Here is a 14,980-nt window from a genome sequence, read left to right on the forward strand (position 1 = left end):
ACGCCCGTAATGCTATGGCCTATCCGGCGAGCGGGAAGGTCGCGGGCTCTCTCCGTGACCGGGATTGGACCAGGCCGATGGTCTTCCCTGGGACAAGGGCGAGCAGGTGATCCGCCCTGATCCGCAGGGCCGTACGGCGCTCTCCGGTGGGGGTGTGGACGACCTGCGTGGTCCTCGACAGCCGCTCGTCCACCAGGACGGGAAGGCTCTCCGGGAGCAGCAGCGGGCACACCAGCCCGGCGGCGTAGTCGGTGACGGAGTTCACAGCGAACGTCGTCGCCGGGCGGACCCGGCGGGCCCCCACGATGCCGCCGACGACGCCGGAGGCCGGTGGGGTGCCCACGGTGGAGACGACCGCCACCGGCTCGCGGCCGATACGGGTCGTGACCTCGAACACGGTGACCTCCACGCAGGTCGCCGGGCTCACCGACAGCAGGTCCGGCAGCTCCCGGACGGACGTCATCGCCCGGGGAAGGCGTACGATCTCATGATGGACCTGGTGTGCGAGGAGCCAGCGGTGGATCGCGAGGGCGTCCTTCATGTGTGTGCTCCTTGCCTCGACTGTCTCGACGCACGGCCCCCGACGGTCTCTTACCGACCGTAACCTGGTGATCGCTTCAGGTGTATCCCCGCAGGGAACATGTTTAGTAACCGAAGGACCTACCCGGCTTGTCCCTTTCAAATCTGACCGAGAGCCAGCGGAGCGGCGTGACCGAGCTGTTCCGGAAGATCGCCCCCGTGGCCGACGAACTCGGCGAGCTCTTCGCGGCCGACGGACACCAGATCGCCCTCGTGGGCGGTTCCGTCCGCGACGTCTTCCTGGGCAGGATCGGCAACGACCTCGACCTCACCACCGACGCGCGCCCGGAGACCGTCCTGGCGCTGGTGCGCGACTGGGCCGACTCCGTCTGGACGGTCGGCATCGAGTTCGGCACGGTGGGCGTGCGCAAGGACGGCTGGCTGCTGGAGATCACGACCTACCGCAGCGAGTCCTACGACCCCGCCTCCCGCAAGCCCGAGGTTTCCTACGGCGACACGCTGGAGGGCGACCTCGCCCGTCGTGACTTCGCGATCAACGCGATGGCGCTGCGGCTGCCCTCCCGCGAGTTCGTCGACCCGCACGGCGGCCTGGACGACCTGCACGCCCGGATGCTGCGCACCCCGGGCCCGCCCGAGCGGTCCTTCGACGACGACCCGCTGCGGATGCTGCGGGCCGCCCGGTTCGCCAGCCAGCTCGGTTTCACCGTGGACGACGCGGCGCTCGCCGCGATGCGCGAGATGGCCGGGCGCATCGACATCGTCTCCGCCGAGCGGATCCGCGAGGAGCTCAACAAGCTGATCTGCGGCGACGACCCCCGCCGCGGGCTGTCGATCCTGGTCGACACGGGGCTCGCCGCGCACGTCCTGCCCGAGCTGCCCCGGCTCCGCCTGGAGATCGACGAGCACCACCGGCACAAGGACGTCTACGAGCACACGCTGATCGTGCTGGAGCAGGCGATCGACCTGGAGGAGGACGGCCCCGACCGGGTCCTGCGCTGGGCCGCGCTGCTGCACGACGTGGGCAAGCCCAAGACCCGCCGCCACGAGCAGGGCGGCCGGGTCTCCTTCCACCATCACGAGGTGGTGGGCTCCCAGCTCGCCAGGCGGCGGCTGACCGAGCTGAGGTTCCCCAAGGACGTGGTGGCCGACGTGTCCCGCCTGGTGGAGCTGCACCTTCGCTTCCACGGCTACGGCACCGGCGAGTGGACCGACTCGGCCGTGCGCCGCTACGTCCGCGACGCCGGGCACCTGCTCGACCGCCTGCACAAGCTGACCCGCGCCGACTGCACCACCCGCAACCGCCGCAAGGCCCAGGCCCTGTCGCGGACCTACGACCAGCTTGAGGAGCGCATCGCCCGGCTGGCCGAGGAGGAGGAGCTCGGCAAGATCCGCCCGGAGCTCGACGGCAACGAGATCCAGTCCGTCCTCGGCATCCCGCCGGGCCCGGCCGTCGGCCGCGCCTACAAGTTCCTCCTGGAGATGCGGCTGGAGTCGGGAGTCGTCGGCAAGGAGGCCGCCACGGAGGCCCTCCTCGCGTGGGCCGGGGAGAACGGGCTGACGGCCGCCGGGGAGTGACCGGCCCGCCCGCCCCGCGACCGGCGCGGCGGGCACGGGCCAGGCGCCCGGGCCGTACGGCGGGCCGTCCCGGGACGGGTCACGACGGTGACGGCTCCGGACGGGTCACGACGGTGACGACGGCAGCGGCTCGCGCGACCGGTCCGGCGCCACGGCCCGGTAGGCCAGCGCGCCCGCCAGGTATCCGACGCAGATGACCGAGAGCACGACCAGCGATTTCCCGTTGGGCGGCAGCATCACCGCGGCCAGGGCGGCGGCGAGCACGTACGTGCCGTTGAAGAGCATGTCGTAGATCGAGAACGCCCGCCCGAGGTAGAGGTCCTCGACGTCGCGCTGGACGCTCGTGTCCGCGCAGATCTTGACGCTCTGCCCGGCGATGCCCAGCACGAAGCCGGCGGCCGCGAAGGCCCACTGGTGGAACGACGCGCAGAGCGCGAACGTCAGCACCCCGGCGGTGGCGAGCATGACCGGCACCCAGGTCTCGATGCCGAAGCGCGCGGTCGCCCACGGCGTGACCAGGATCGCCAGGAAGTAGCCCACCCCGGAGGCGGCCAGCACCAGGGTGACCGCGTTCAGCGCGCTCTCGGCGCTCTCGGCGAAGTAGTAGCGCGACAGCAGCACCAGCATCGCCGTGCACATGCCGTACATGAACCGGTGGGTCGCCATCGCACCCAGGGCGGCGCTCGCGGCGCGGCGGTGGGCGATGTGCCGGGCGCCGTCGGCCAGCCCGCGGAGGACGTTGCGCACCGCCTCGCGGGCCTGCGGCCGGCCGGGGTCGTCGGCCGGGCCGAGCAGCCCGCGCTCCATGGTCCTGGCGACCAGGCCGCTGGCGCAGAAGATGATCGCGGAGAAGGCCAGCAGCACCGCCGTGCCCCGGTCGTCGCCCCCGACGGCCAGTCGCAGCACGTAGCCCAGGCCCACGCCGAGGAAGGTCACCACCGTCCCGGAGGTGGGGGTGACCGCGTTGGCCACCATCAGCCGGTCGGCCGGGACGACGTGCGGCAGCGCGGCCCCGAGCGCGGCCAGGAAGAACCGGTTGACGCCGAGGACGGCGAGCGCGGCGGCGTAGAAGACCGGGTCGGGGGCGTCCGAGACGACGATGGCCGCGGTCGCCAGCAGCAGCGCGCCGCGCACCAGCGGCGAGATCACCAGGATCCGCTGCCGGGACCACCGGTCGATGAACACGCCCACGAAGGGGCCCAGTATCGAGTACGGCAGGAACAGCACGGCCAGGCCGGCGGCGACTGCGGCGGCGCTCGTGTTCGTCTCGGGGCTGAAGAAGGCGAATCCGGTCACCGCGAACTGGAAGACCCCGTCGGAGAACTGTGAGACCAGGCGGGTCGCGTACAGCCGCCGGAAATCCCGGCCTTCCAGGACGACGCGGAGATCGGAGAGGAACGACACTCGATCAGCGTACGCGGGGCCACCGGTCCGGGCATCGGGGAAATCCCTGAGAAGCCGTTCGGTCGTGGTCGAACCTTCGTGAACCGGTGCTCACCGCACTACACGGACCTTTCATGAACTAACGCTCATGGGACCCGGTGTACCGGCATGGTCACGTACCCTCGGTCGGGTGACACGTGATGAACACGTCGTGCTCGTCGACACCGAGGGCAATGCGATCGGCACCGCCTCCAAGGCGACGGTGCACGGCTCCGACACCCCGCTGCATCTGGCCTTCTCCAGCTACGTGTTCGACGACCAGGGCCGGGTACTGCTCACCCGCCGGGCGTCACACAAGATCACATGGCCGGACGTCTGGACCAACAGCTGCTGCGGTCACCCGCTGCCCGGGGAGCCGGTCCCGGCCGCGGTGATCCGCCGGCTCTCCTATGAGCTCGGGCTGGAGGTGGAGCGGGTGGACCTGATCCTGCCGCGCTTCTCCTACCGCGCGGTCATGGACAACGGGATCGTCGAGCGCGAGCTCTGCCCGGTCTACCGCGCCGTCGTCGCCCGCGACGCCGCGCCCAACCCCGAGGAGGTGGGCGAGGTCCGCTGGATGCCGTGGAAGGAGTTCGCCGCCGGGGTGCTCGACGGCAGCCTGGAGATCTCCCCGTGGTGCCGGGAGCAGATCCCCCACCTCGACCGGCTCGGCGCCGACCCGATGTCCTGGCCGGTCGCCGACCCGGCGGAGCTGCCGCCCGCCGCCCGCTGAGCGACCGCGGGAAGCCCCCGCCCAGGCGGGCGGAGGACCACGTTGGCCGCGATCGTCCCGCGGAACGGCGGAAGCCCCCCACCCAGGCGAGCGGAGGGCTTCGTCACCGGCGGGGCGTCAGCGCTCGACCTCGCCGCGGATGAACTTCTCGACGTACTCGCGAGCCTCGTCGTCGGAGTACTGCTCCGGCGGGGACTTCATGAAGTAGGACGAGGCCGACAGGATCGGGCCGGCGATGCCGCGGTCCATGGCGATCTTGGCGGCCCGGACGGCGTCGATGATGATGCCGGCGGAGTTCGGGGAGTCCCAGACCTCCAGCTTGTACTCCAGGTTCAGCGGGGTGTCGCCGAAGGAGCGGCCCTCCAGACGGACGTAGGCCCACTTGCGGTCGTCCAGCCACGGCACGTGGTCCGACGGGCCGATGTGCACGTCGGCCTTGCCCATCTCGTGCGGGATCTGCGAGGTGACGGACTGCGTCTTGGAGATCTTCTTGGACTGGAGGCGCTTGCGCTCCAGCATGTTCATGAAGTCCATGTTGCCGCCGAAGTTCAGCTGGTAGGTGCGGAGCAGCTCCACACCGCGGTCTTCGAACAGCTTGGCCATGACGCGGTGCGTGATGGTGGCGCCGACCTGCGACTTGATGTCGTCGCCGACGATCGGCACGCCCGCCTCGGTGAACTTCTGCGCCCACTCGGGGTCGGAGGCGATGAACACCGGCAGCGCGTTGACGAACGCCACCTTGGCGTCGATGGCGCACTGGGCGTAGAAGCGGTCGGCCTCCTCCGAGCCCACCGGCAGGTAGGAGACGAGGACGTCGACCTGGTTCTCCTTGAGGACCCGCACGACGTCGACCGGGTCCTCGTCGGACTCCTCGATCATGTCGCGGTAGAACTCGCCCAGACCGTCGAAGGTGTGGCCGCGCTGCACGGTGACGCCGAGCGGCGGCACATCGCAGATCTTGATGGTGTTGTTCTCCGACGCCACGATCGCCTCGGACAGGTCGCGCCCGACCTTCTTGGCGTCGACGTCGAACGCCGCGACGAACTCGACGTCACCGACGTGGTAGTCGCCGAACTTGACGTGCATCAGGCCCGGCACCCGGGTGCCGGGATCGGCATCCCTGTAGTAGTGCACGCCCTGTACGAGCGACGAGGCACAGTTGCCAACACCGACAATGGCTACGCGCACCGAACCCATGGCACTCGCTCCCCTTGGTCGTTAGTGGTCAGTTGTCACCCGGAACGGAACGCCGTCCCGGGTTATCAGATCCGGGCACGGGCGCCCGGGGTGTTTCCTCTTGTGGAACGTCCTCGGCCGAACGCCGGGCCTCCGCCGCCGACGACTCGCGCCGCTCGGTGGCGATCAGCTCGTTCAGCCAGCGCACCTCGCGCTCCACCGACTCCAGCCCGTGGCGCTGCAGTTCGAGGGTGTAGCTGTCGAGCCGTTCCCTCGTCCGGGCCAGGGCCGTGCGGACGCCGTCGAGCCGCTCTTCGAGCCGGCTGCGACGGCCCTCGAGGATGCGCAGACGCACCTCGGCCTCCGTGTGCCTGAAGAAGGCGAAATGGATGCCGAAGCTCTCATCTTCCCAGGCGGACGGGCCGGCCTGGGTCAGCAGGTCCTGGAGCCGCTCCTTGCCCTCGGCGGTCAGCCGGTAGACGATCTTCGATCGCCGCCCGGTGAGCGTTATCGGACTCTCCGCCGGGGCAGGGGCACCATCCGCCCCGTCGTCCTCGACGATGAGGCCGTCCGCCAGCAGCTGACGGAGGCAGGGATACAGCGAGCCGTAGGAGAACGCCCGGAACATCCCGAGCAGGGAATTCAGACGTTTGCGCAGCTCGTAGCCATGGAGTGGAGTCTCGTGCAACGACCCGAGCACGGCGAGCTCCAGCACGCCGCTACGCCCGCTGGCCACAGGAGAACACCACCTCTCGCGTCGATGTATCGCTCCGATACATCAGGAGGATACGTCGGGCCGTCATATCTCCGCAATCAATGACTTTCTCAAGATGTTGGGAGGAAACCGTAAAAAGCCGTAGTCTGACGGCTATGTGGTCACGGCCGATCGTGGTGGGGAACGGCTCCCGCATGGCCCGGACCGCCTGTCGATGCGGGAAATCCCGGCCCGGTGCGGCCGAGGTCTGCCAAGGTTGTTCTGGGAGCCACCGGAAGACCTCGTTCGTCCTCGGTAACGGAGATCCGCCCCAATGGGCCGGCCAGTTGTGGGCCAAGGCGACGAGATCATCCATCCGCGGGAGGTAACCTCACCGCGCCTGTACGCCGCCGTAGACCTTGACGACCGAACGAGGACGCGTGAGTTACAGCAGCAGCAATGACCCGGAGCCGGACGGATACCGGCAGCGCCCGGACGCTCCGGCTCGCCAGGGGCGGCGCCGCCGCTCTAGCGCGGGGGCCGCTTCCCAACCGGTTCCCCCGGCGCAACCCTCTCAAACCGGTGACATGACCGCGGGCCGCGGGCCGTCCCAGGCGCAGCCGGGGCGGCCCCCGTACGGCACGGGCCGGAACGACACGGTACGGCTGCCGCAGGGCGCGGGGCCCGACCCCCGCGCGCCGTACGGCTCCGCCGCCGGCCGCCGCCCGGAGGCGGCCTTCGAGGACACCCAGGCGATGCTCGCCGCGGCGCGGGGCGCCGCCCCCGCGGGCGGCCCCGGGGACGGAGGCCGCGCCGCGGCGCAGGAGACCCGGGTGCGGGACGCCGGCCCGGGGGGCCGTTCCCTGGACGACAACGAGACCCAGGTGGGCGGCCGGTTCGCGGCCGAGGGTGTGGCGGGCGCCAGGGCGCGCAGGCGGGCGCGTGGGCGCGGGGTGTCCGGGCCGGGCGGCCCCAAGGGCCCCGGTGACGACGGGTTCGGCGATGACGGGCACGGCGACGACGGGTCCGGCGGCGGGAGGCGCAGGGGCTGGAAGCGGTTCCTGCCGAGCTGGAAGATCCTGGTGGCCGGCTTCGTGGTCGTCGTCGCCGGTGTCTTCGGCATGATCGCGGTCGGCTACGCCAACACGCCCGTCCCGTCGGACCGGGACGCCAAGGACAGCGTGGACGACCGGGGCAGCGTCTTCTACTACGCCGACGGCAAGACCGCCTTCGCCCGCATGGGCGTCAAGCGCACCCCGGTGACGATCAAGCAGATCCCCGTGCACGTCCAGGACGCGGTGATCGCCCTGGAGAACAGGACCTTCCGCACCGACAGCGGCATCGACATCAAGGGCATGGCCCGCTCGCTGGTGAGCACGGCGTCCGGCACCCAGCTCCAGGGCGCCTCGACCATCACCCAGCAGATGGCCCGCAACTACTACGGCGGCCTCAGCCAGGATGTGTCGATCAAGCGGAAGATCAAGGAGATCTTCGTCGCCGTCAAGATCAGCAAAGAGCTGCCCAAGGACGAGATCCTCACCCGCTACCTGAACACGATCTACTTCGGCCGCGGCGCCAACGGCATCGAGGCCGCGGCCAAGGCGTTCTTCGGCAAGCACGTCTGGCAGCTCACCCCGCCGCAGGGCGCCTACCTCGCCGGCCGGATCCAGAACCCGAGCCGCTTCGACGTGCTGGAGCAGGAGGGCAACTACGCCGCCACCAAGGAGCGCTACACCATCGCGCTGCGGAACATGGCGGAGATGGACCCCGCGAAGTACGGCAAATACGCCAATGTCCCCTTCGAGAAGCTCAAGTTCGCGAAGGTCAAGACCACCGAGCTCTACAAGGGCGTCCGCGGCTTCATGCTCGACGTCGTGCTCAAGGAGCTCGACCGGCGCGGCATCACCAAGCAGATACTGGAGACCAAGGGCCTGAAGGTCTACACGACCTTCGACAAGCAGAAGATGGAGGACGCCCAGAAGGTGGTCAAGGCCCGCACCGCCGGCCTCGACCCCACCATCCACGCCAGCATCGCCTCGGTGGACCCGAGGAACGGCCGGGTGGTCGCCTTCTACAGCGGCGACGACTTCCTCCACGGTTTCAACAACCGGGCGTTCTCCGCGCCCAAGCAGGCGGCGTCGGCGTTCAAGCCGTACGTCCTCGCGGCGTGGCTGGAGAAGGGTTACTCCCTCGACAGTTACGTTGACGGCGTGTCGAAGATCAAGATGCCGGGCACCACGGAGATCGGCAACTCCCACGCCGCGCCGTACGGGCCGATCAACATGGTCAAAGCCATGGCCGACTCGGTGAACACCGTCTTCGCGCAGATGGGCGAGAAGGTCGGCCTGGACAGCGTCGCCCAGATCGCCAAGGACGCCGGGGTCGGCGAGGAGGCCAAGAAGATCCCCGCCTACCGCGGCCTGAACGCGGTCGACTACGCGGTCGAGGAGCAGAAGTACCAGACCACGATCGGTGTCGCCTCGGTCACCCCGGTCGAGCAGGCCGCTGCCTACTCGATCTTCGCCAACGCCGGCAAGCACGCCGACTGGCACACCGTCATCAAGGTGACCGGCCCCGACGGGGGTGTGGTGCTGCCCGAGCTGGCCGCCGCCCGGGAGGTCATCACCCCCGAGACCGCGGCCGACGTGACCGTCGCGCTGCAGGCCGTCGTCAAGAGCGGCACCGGCACCGCGGCCAACCTCGGTACCCGGCCGGTGGCCGGCAAGACCGGCACGAACAACGCCTACAAGGACGCCTGGTTCGTCGGCTTCACCCCGCGGCTGGTCACCGCGGTCGGCATGTCCAAGGACGTGCCGTACAACAAGCCGGTCGGTGCCGCCGGCCGGCGCCCGCTCAAGGTCGACAAGTACGGCCAGCCGAGCAGCAAGGCCAAGTCGGTGTCCTGGGCTGAGGAGCCGATGCCGCCCTTCATCGGCGGTGGCGGCACCCCGACCCAGATCTGGCATGACTACATGGCCCTGGCCACCGCCAAGGACCCGGTCGAGCAGTTCCCGCCGCGGGCCGGCGTCGGACAGCCGAACAACCTGGTCGAGCCTAAGCCGACCCCGTCGGCGACGGAGGAGTCCGAGCAGCCTGAGGACCCGTTCGACCGGAGCTGGCCGGACGACGGCGGCACGGACAACCCGTCCGTCGACGACGGAGGCTGCCAGCCCGGCGACCTGTCCTGTGACACGCCGGAGGACACCACCGACGACGCGCCCTTCCCCGACGACGGCGGGGGCGGTGACATCGGCAACGGCAACGGCGGTGGAAACGGCAACGGTCCCGGAAACGGCAACGGTCCCGGGAACGGCAACGGAGGCGGCGACGTCGGCACCACGAGTCCCGGCGCGGCGATCATGCCGAGCCCCGAGCCGTCCCACCGGCGTCCCTGATGAAGGGGAACCGGCCCGGGTGGCCCGCCCCGTCCCGCGAGCGCGGAGGGATCCCGTACCTCCCCCTGGCCCTGCTCGCGGGGCTGGGGGCGGTGCTCGCCTACCTGTGGAAGTGGCCGTGCCGCTTCGGCGGGGCGTGGAACGACGGCACCCTCCAGTTCACCAACTTCTGCTACACGGACATCTATCCGCTGTGGTGGAACGAGAAGCTCAACGAGGGCAAGGTTCCCTACTTCGACCACCCCGTCGAGTACCCCGTCGGCATCGGCGGGATCATGGAGTTCTTCCGCCGGATCGTCACGCCGATGAGCGACCCCCCGACGGCGTTCTACGACCTCACCGCGGTCCTGATGGCCGTCTGCCTGGTCGGGGGCGTGCTGCTGACGGCGGCGCTCGCCGGGCCGGCCCGCCGCTGGGACGCCGCGTGGTACGCGCTCGCCCCGGCGCTGATCCTCACCGCCTACATCAACTGGGACCTGGCCGCGGGGGTCCTCGCGCTCGGCGGGCTGCTGGCCTGGTCCAGGGGGCGGCACGTGTTCGCCGGAGTGCTGCTCGGGCTGGCCGTCGCCACCAAGTTCTACCCGCTGATGTTCCTCGGGCCGCTGTTCCTGCTGACCTGGCGCACCGGCCGGTGGAAGGAGTTCGGCCAGACCGTCGCCGGCGCGGCCGGGAGCTGGCTCGTCGTCAACGTGCCGATCATGCTCCTGGCCTTCGACGGCTGGAAGCGGTTCTACGTCTTCAGCCAGGAGCGCCCCGCCGACTGGGGGTCGGTCTGGTACTTCTTCTCCCAGAAGCAGTGGCCGCTGCTGGGCGACCCCGACCGGGTCGACAGCCTGGGCGTCGTCTCGCTGGCCCTGCTCTGCCTGGGCATCGCGCTGCTCGCGCTGGCCGCGCCGACCAGGCCCCGGCTGATGCAGCTCTGCTTCCTGGCGCTGGCCGCGTTCATGCTGACCAACAAGGTGTGGTCGCCGCAGTACGTGCTCTGGCTGATCCCCTTCGCGGTGCTGGCCCGACCGAACTGGAAGCCGCTCGCGCTGTGGATGGCCGCCGAGTGCTGGTACTTCTTCGCGATCTGGCTCTATCTCGTCGCCCTCCAGCCGGGCAACGCCGACCTCGGCATCACCGGCGACACCTACTTCACCGCGGTGTGGGGCCGGGCGATCGCCATCATGGTCATGATGGCCTTCGTGGTCCGTGACATCCTGCGGCCGGAGAAGGACGTGATCCGCCGGGGCGGCGTCGACGACCCGTCCGGAGGCGTCTTCGACGAGGCCCCCGACCGGTTCCGCCTCGGCGGCTCCCCCGGCTTCGTGCTCCCCGACCATGACCCCGCGCGCGCCTGAACCCGGGCCGGGGCGGGAGTCCCCCGGCGGCGCCGGCGGGCCTGACGACACCGGTGCCGCCGACGGGTCCGGTGCGGACGGGCCGGTCGGGGCCGCCGTCGCGCGACGGACCGTGACGCCGTCGGCGCCGCCGGCGCCGCACGACACGCGCAAGGAGGCGCTGCTGCTCTGGCTGAGCTCCCGGCTGGGAGTCGTCGTCCTCTCCCTCGCCGCGGGGGCCGGGGCCGTGTCGCAGATGGCGACCGTGCCGTTCCTGGACCGCTGGCGCCACTGGGACGCACAACTGCTCATCACCATCGCCGAGCACGGGTACGGCGGCGACCCCGCGGCCAAGCCGGACGCGGGACTGCCCGCGTTCTTCCCGGGGATGCCGCTGGCGCTGCGGCTGGTGCGGCCCCTGGTCGGCGACTGGACGCTCGCGGGGCTGCTGATCTCCCTGGCCGCGGGAGCCGTCGCCGTGGTGGCGCTGGCCCGGCTGGCGGAGTTCGAGGGGCCGCGGGGGACCGGATGGCGCGCCGTACTGGCGCTGCTGCTGTGGCCGATGTCGGTCTTCCTGTTCGTCGGCTACAGCGAGGCGCTGTTCCTGGCCTTCGCGCTCCCGGCCTGGCTGGCGGCGCGCCGGGGCCGCTGGCCGCTGGCCGCCGCCCTCGCCGCCGGCGCCTCCTGCGTACGGATCACCGGCCTGTTCCTGGCGCTCGCGCTGGTGGTGGAGTTCTTCACCCGCCGCCACCCGGTACGGCAGGCGGCCTGGCTCGCGGTGCCGTTCGTCCCGCTGGGACTGTACTCGGCCTATCACTACGCCCGCACCGGCGACTGGCTGGCCTGGAAGCACGCCCAGGAGGCCGGCTGGGGCCGCCAGCTGGTGTGGCCCTGGCAGTCGCTGGCCACGACGTGGAACTCCGCGATGGGCGACGGGCAGTTCGCGTGGGCGTTCCGGATGGAGATCGCCGGGGCGGTCGTCGGCGTCGGGCTCGTGCTGCTCCTGCTGTACCTGCGCCGGTGGAGCGAGTTCGTCTACGTGGGGCTCCAGGTGGGCGCCCTGGTCTGCTCCGCCTTCTACCTGTCGATCCCGCGGTCCGCGCTGCTGTGGTGGCCGCTCTTCCTGATCATCGCGCGGGTGAGCGTCACGGGACCGCCCTGGCGGCGGGGGATCATCGCCGTCTACGCGCTGGTGGCGGGACCGCTCATGGTGCTCAACACGCTGAGTTTCATGCAGGGCGCCTGGGTGGGGTGACCTTCTTTACCCAATTTCGGCGGTGAGTAATCCAGAGGAGTTATCCACAGGCTGTGGACGGAAGCCGCCCGGGCCGCTTCGGGGCCGGCCCGGGGCCCTTCGCGGAGCCGGGTCCGCGAAGGGTCAGAGCCGCCTCCAGGGCCTCCCGGAGGCGCTGCCCTAGAGCCTCTTCCTGAGGAGGGCGATGTCCTCGGCCTGGCCGGCGGCCGGGGTCTCCACGATGATCGGCGCGTCGGCGCTCCGGCACACGTCCAGGATGAGCTCGGTGTCGATCCGGCCCGCGCCGAGGTTGGCGTGGCGGTCGGCGCCCGACCCGGCGGCGTCCCGCGAGTCGTTGCAGTGGATCAGGTCGATCCGGCCGGTGATCGCCCTGATCCGGTCGACCACGTCTGCCAGGTCCTCGCCGGCGGCGTGGGCGTGGCAGGTGTCCAGGCAGAAGCCCACGTCGAAGCCGTCGAGGGCCTCCCACAGCCGGGCGATGCGGTCCAGCCGCCGCGCCATCGCGTTGTCGCCGCCCGCGGTGTTCTCGATGAGCACCGGGACCTCGTGCTCCTCCAGGCGCTCGAACACCTTGCGCCAGTTGTCGAAGCCCTTCTGCGGGTCTTCGCCGGCCGTCACGTGCCCGCCGTGGACGATCAGGCCCTTGGCCCCCAGTTCCGCGGCGGCCGCGAGGTGCGCGCTCAGCAGTTTGCGGCTGGGGATGCGGATGCGGTTGTTCACCGTGGCCACATTGATCACGTAGGGGGCGTGGACGTAGACGTCGATCCCCGAGTCCCTGATCTCGCGGGTCTTCTCCTCGACGACCGGGCCCTTCCAGCCCTGCGGGTCACCGAGGAAGAACTGCACGGCCTCGGCGTCGCACGCCCTGGCGTGGGCGAGCGGGTCGTCCGAGGCGACATGGGCTCCGATGCGCGGCATGTGTTCGAGCCTAACCGTTTCAAGACCCCGCGTACGGGCAGTCGGACGGCGCGCCCCCACGCGCTCCCGGCGTGCCCCCCACACCCGCCTCCCCGGCGGGCCGACGCGAGGAGTCGAGATGGCCTACCGCAGCAGGGGGATCGGCCTGATCGGGCTGATCTACATCCTCATCGGCCTCTACGTGGCCTGGGTCCACGACTACATCACCCCGGCGCTGCTGAAGGACGTCGCCAAGGCGCTGCTGGCGGTCCTCCTGTGGTTCCTCGTCCTGCTGGGCGTGGACCTGCGACTCGGCGGCTGACCCCTCCCGGAGGGCCCGCGGCCTTCGGGATCAGGGGTAGAAGCCGCCGTGGTAGACGCCGAAGGCCAGGCCGACGAACGAGGCGACGATGCCGACGATGTTCAGCGAGCGCTCCGCCGTGGTCGCCGAGACGTACTGGGAGTAGAACCCGCCGACGAACCCCAGCGCGCCCAGCCACGCCGCGAACGCGTGGGCCCCGGGGTTGAACCCGCAGGCGAAGGCCACCAGGCCGAAGATCAGCGTGACGACGCTCAGGATGTTCTCCAGCGGGTGCCGCCGTCCGTCGCTGTTCAGCCTCAGCCGGAACCTCTGGCTGCGCATGGGGCGAGACATCTGCGACATGACCCACCACTTTCCTCGTGTTTCCCCTGGTGGGAGGCTTGCGGTTCCTTTTGCTAGGGGGTGCCCGGCGAGGTGGCGGCCCAACCCTTGACATCCTGGTAGGCTTGCACGGCTGCGTCGCACGGGCGTGTTTCCGCCCGCCCTCCGTCTCCGCCGCCGAAATGGGCGTCAGAGCGAAGACGTCAGCGTCCTCCTGTCACGGCACGGTGTCGTGACCGCGAAAGTCCAGAGGAGGTTGGAAGCCAGCATGCGTCGTTACGAAGTGATGGTCATTCTCGACCCGTCGCTCGATGAGCGCACGGTGGCCCCTTCCCTCGACCAGTTCCTCTCGGTCGTCCGCAATGACGGCGGCACGGTGGAGAAGGTCGACGTGTGGGGTCGTCGGCGGCTGTCCTACGACATCGCCAAGAAGCCCGAGGGCATCTACGCCGTGATCGACCTGACCGCGACTCCCGCCACGGTCAAGGAGCTCGACCGGCAGATGAACCTCAACGAGGGCATCCTCCGCACGAAGGTCCTGCGCCCGGACGTGCACTAACCCCCGGCTTTTGTCGGGCGTCAGCCGTACTCTGAGCCGATAACAGCTAAGGCCGCAGGAAAGGCATCGCTAGCCATGGCAGCAGGCGACACTCAGATCACCATCGTCGGCAACCTCGTCGACGACCCGGAGCTGCGCTTCACCCCCACGGGGCAAGCCGTGGCCCGGTTCCGCATCGCGTCCACTCCGCGGTTCCTCGACAAGCAGACCAATGAGTGGAAGGACGGCGAAGGGCTGTTCCTGACCTGCAATGTCTGGCGGCAGGCGGCGGAGAACGTCGCCGAGAGCCTGCAGCGCGGCATGCGGGTCATCGTCCAGGGACGGCTGCGTCAGCGGTCCTACGAGACCAAGGAAGGCGAGAAGCGCACGGTCTACGAGGTCGAGGTCGACGAGGTCGGCCCCTCCCTCCGCAACGCGACCGCCAAGGTCAACAAGACCACCCGGCAGGGTGGTGGCGGTGGCGGCTTCGGCGGCGGTCCGGCCAACGACCCGTGGGCCTCCGCCACGCCGACCGCGCCTCAGGGAGGCGGCGGTTACGGCGGTGGCGGTGGCGGCGGCTTCGGTGGCGGCCAGCAGGGCGGTGGCGGCTTCGGCGGCAACGACTTCAGCGACGAACCGCCTTTCTAGGACCTGCTCCGCGGGTCCCCGCCTTGGCGGGGGTCCACCGGGCAGTTCCACGGCGCCGCCCTCCGGGGCGGCCGGGGACCGCGTCCCACAACCCAGTCCATATCCGCAGCGACCATTCCCGCCTCGCGGCGGGGCTCTGAAA

14 protein-coding genes are annotated in these 14,980 nt (G+C 70.4%); 8 read left to right on the forward strand and 6 right to left on the reverse strand.

Translation table 11 applies throughout. From position 1 onward, the window contains the following. Nucleotides 1-19 precede the first annotated feature (19 nt). The gene (locus HDA43_RS16350) at nucleotides 20-541 is read right to left on the reverse strand and encodes an aminoacyl-tRNA deacylase (protein WP_179821662.1); all 522 of its coding nucleotides are present in this window, start codon (nucleotides 539-541) and stop codon (nucleotides 20-22) included. 128 nt (nucleotides 542-669) lie between these two features. Here HDA43_RS16350 and HDA43_RS16355 point away from each other — a divergent pair, with 128 nt between their 5' ends. Next, the gene (locus HDA43_RS16355) at nucleotides 670-2,115 is read left to right on the forward strand and encodes a CCA tRNA nucleotidyltransferase (RefSeq protein WP_179821664.1); all 1,446 of its coding nucleotides are present in this window, start codon (nucleotides 670-672) and stop codon (nucleotides 2,113-2,115) included. A gap of 105 nt (nucleotides 2,116-2,220) precedes the next feature. On the opposite strand, the gene HDA43_RS16360 is transcribed toward HDA43_RS16355, so the two are convergent. Beyond that, nucleotides 2,221-3,519 carry an MFS transporter gene (locus tag HDA43_RS16360; protein WP_179821666.1) on the reverse strand — a complete coding sequence of 433 codons (1,299 nt, stop codon included), beginning with the start codon at nucleotides 3,517-3,519 and terminating at the stop codon, nucleotides 2,221-2,223. A 169-nt stretch (nucleotides 3,520-3,688) separates the two neighbouring features. Between HDA43_RS16360 and idi the strand changes: the two genes are divergently transcribed. After that, entirely contained in the window at nucleotides 3,689-4,270 is a 582-nt protein-coding gene (gene idi, locus HDA43_RS16365; RefSeq protein ID WP_312873310.1) for an isopentenyl-diphosphate Delta-isomerase, read from the forward strand. A gap of 117 nt (nucleotides 4,271-4,387) precedes the next feature. Here idi and HDA43_RS16370 read toward each other — a convergent pair whose 3' ends face one another. Together HDA43_RS16370 and HDA43_RS16375 are read right to left on the reverse strand one after the other, a co-directional pair. After that, nucleotides 4,388-5,467 (reverse strand): inositol-3-phosphate synthase, encoded by a 1,080-nt coding sequence (locus tag HDA43_RS16370; protein ID WP_179821670.1) that lies wholly within the window; start codon nucleotides 5,465-5,467, stop codon nucleotides 4,388-4,390. A 28-nt stretch (nucleotides 5,468-5,495) separates the two neighbouring features. Next, nucleotides 5,496-6,182: a PadR family transcriptional regulator gene (locus HDA43_RS16375; RefSeq protein ID WP_179821673.1), complete on the reverse strand. Its 687-nt coding sequence runs from the start codon at nucleotides 6,180-6,182 to the stop codon at nucleotides 5,496-5,498. Between the two features lie 545 nt (nucleotides 6,183-6,727). Between HDA43_RS16375 and HDA43_RS16380 the strand changes: the two genes are divergently transcribed. The 3 genes from HDA43_RS16380 (at nucleotide 6,728) to HDA43_RS16390 (ending at nucleotide 12,112) form a co-directional block, all read left to right on the forward strand. After that, nucleotides 6,728-9,535, forward strand: coding sequence for a transglycosylase domain-containing protein (locus HDA43_RS16380; protein WP_179821675.1), 2,808 nt, complete (start codon nucleotides 6,728-6,730; stop codon nucleotides 9,533-9,535). After that, complete coding sequence (locus HDA43_RS16385; protein WP_179821677.1) at nucleotides 9,535-10,878, forward strand: glycosyltransferase family 87 protein; 1,344 nt, start codon at nucleotides 9,535-9,537, stop codon at nucleotides 10,876-10,878. Before HDA43_RS16380 ends, HDA43_RS16385 begins: the two co-directional genes overlap by 1 nt. 112 nt (nucleotides 10,879-10,990) lie before the next feature. Further along, nucleotides 10,991-12,112: a mannosyltransferase family protein gene (locus HDA43_RS16390; protein WP_312873312.1), complete on the forward strand. Its 1,122-nt coding sequence runs from the start codon at nucleotides 10,991-10,993 to the stop codon at nucleotides 12,110-12,112. A 159-nt stretch (nucleotides 12,113-12,271) separates the two neighbouring features. On the opposite strand, the gene HDA43_RS16395 is transcribed toward HDA43_RS16390, so the two are convergent. Continuing rightward, entirely contained in the window at nucleotides 12,272-13,030 is a 759-nt protein-coding gene (locus HDA43_RS16395) for a deoxyribonuclease IV (protein ID WP_179821681.1), read from the reverse strand. Nucleotides 13,031-13,148: 118 nt separating this feature from the next. On the opposite strand from HDA43_RS16395, the gene HDA43_RS16400 reads away from it, so the two are divergent. Then, a complete protein-coding gene (locus HDA43_RS16400; RefSeq protein ID WP_179821683.1) occupies nucleotides 13,149-13,331 on the forward strand; it encodes a hypothetical protein in 183 nt (60 codons plus the stop codon). A gap of 30 nt (nucleotides 13,332-13,361) precedes the next feature. On the opposite strand, the gene HDA43_RS16405 is transcribed toward HDA43_RS16400, so the two are convergent. Continuing rightward, on the reverse strand, nucleotides 13,362-13,673 hold the full coding sequence (locus HDA43_RS16405; RefSeq protein ID WP_246424003.1) for a hypothetical protein: 312 nt from the start codon (nucleotides 13,671-13,673) through the stop codon (nucleotides 13,362-13,364). A gap of 247 nt (nucleotides 13,674-13,920) precedes the next feature. On the opposite strand from HDA43_RS16405, the gene rpsF reads away from it, so the two are divergent. Beyond that, on the forward strand, nucleotides 13,921-14,211 hold the full coding sequence (rpsF, locus tag HDA43_RS16410; protein WP_179821685.1) for a 30S ribosomal protein S6: 291 nt from the start codon (nucleotides 13,921-13,923) through the stop codon (nucleotides 14,209-14,211). Between the two features lie 75 nt (nucleotides 14,212-14,286). Then, entirely contained in the window at nucleotides 14,287-14,838 is a 552-nt protein-coding gene (locus tag HDA43_RS16415; protein WP_179821687.1) for a single-stranded DNA-binding protein, read from the forward strand. The last annotated feature ends 142 nt before the right edge of the window (nucleotides 14,839-14,980 follow it).

Source organism: Streptosporangium sandarakinum, from assembly GCF_013409935.1.
Lineage (GTDB): Bacteria > Actinomycetota > Actinomycetes > Streptosporangiales > Streptosporangiaceae > Streptosporangium > Streptosporangium nondiastaticum.

Excerpts from the sequence above, each read along its gene's own strand:
- HDA43_RS16350 (WP_179821662.1), bottom strand. The coding sequence starts at position 541 with ATGAAGGACGCCCTCGCGATCCACCGCTGGCTCCTCGCACACCAGGTC.
- HDA43_RS16370 (WP_179821670.1), bottom strand. The coding sequence starts at position 5,467 with ATGGGTTCGGTGCGCGTAGCCATTGTCGGTGTTGGCAACTGTGCCTCG.
- HDA43_RS16380 (WP_179821675.1), top strand. The coding sequence starts at position 6,728 with ATGACCGCGGGCCGCGGGCCGTCCCAGGCGCAGCCGGGGCGGCCCCCG.
- HDA43_RS16385 (WP_179821677.1), top strand. The coding sequence starts at position 9,535 with ATGAAGGGGAACCGGCCCGGGTGGCCCGCCCCGTCCCGCGAGCGCGGA.
- HDA43_RS16395 (WP_179821681.1), bottom strand. The coding sequence starts at position 13,030 with ATGCCGCGCATCGGAGCCCATGTCGCCTCGGACGACCCGCTCGCCCAC.
- HDA43_RS16400 (WP_179821683.1), top strand. The coding sequence starts at position 13,149 with ATGGCCTACCGCAGCAGGGGGATCGGCCTGATCGGGCTGATCTACATC.
- HDA43_RS16405 (WP_246424003.1), bottom strand. The coding sequence starts at position 13,673 with ATGTCGCAGATGTCTCGCCCCATGCGCAGCCAGAGGTTCCGGCTGAGG.
- rpsF (WP_179821685.1), top strand. The coding sequence starts at position 13,921 with ATGCGTCGTTACGAAGTGATGGTCATTCTCGACCCGTCGCTCGATGAG.
- HDA43_RS16415 (WP_179821687.1), top strand. The coding sequence starts at position 14,287 with ATGGCAGCAGGCGACACTCAGATCACCATCGTCGGCAACCTCGTCGAC.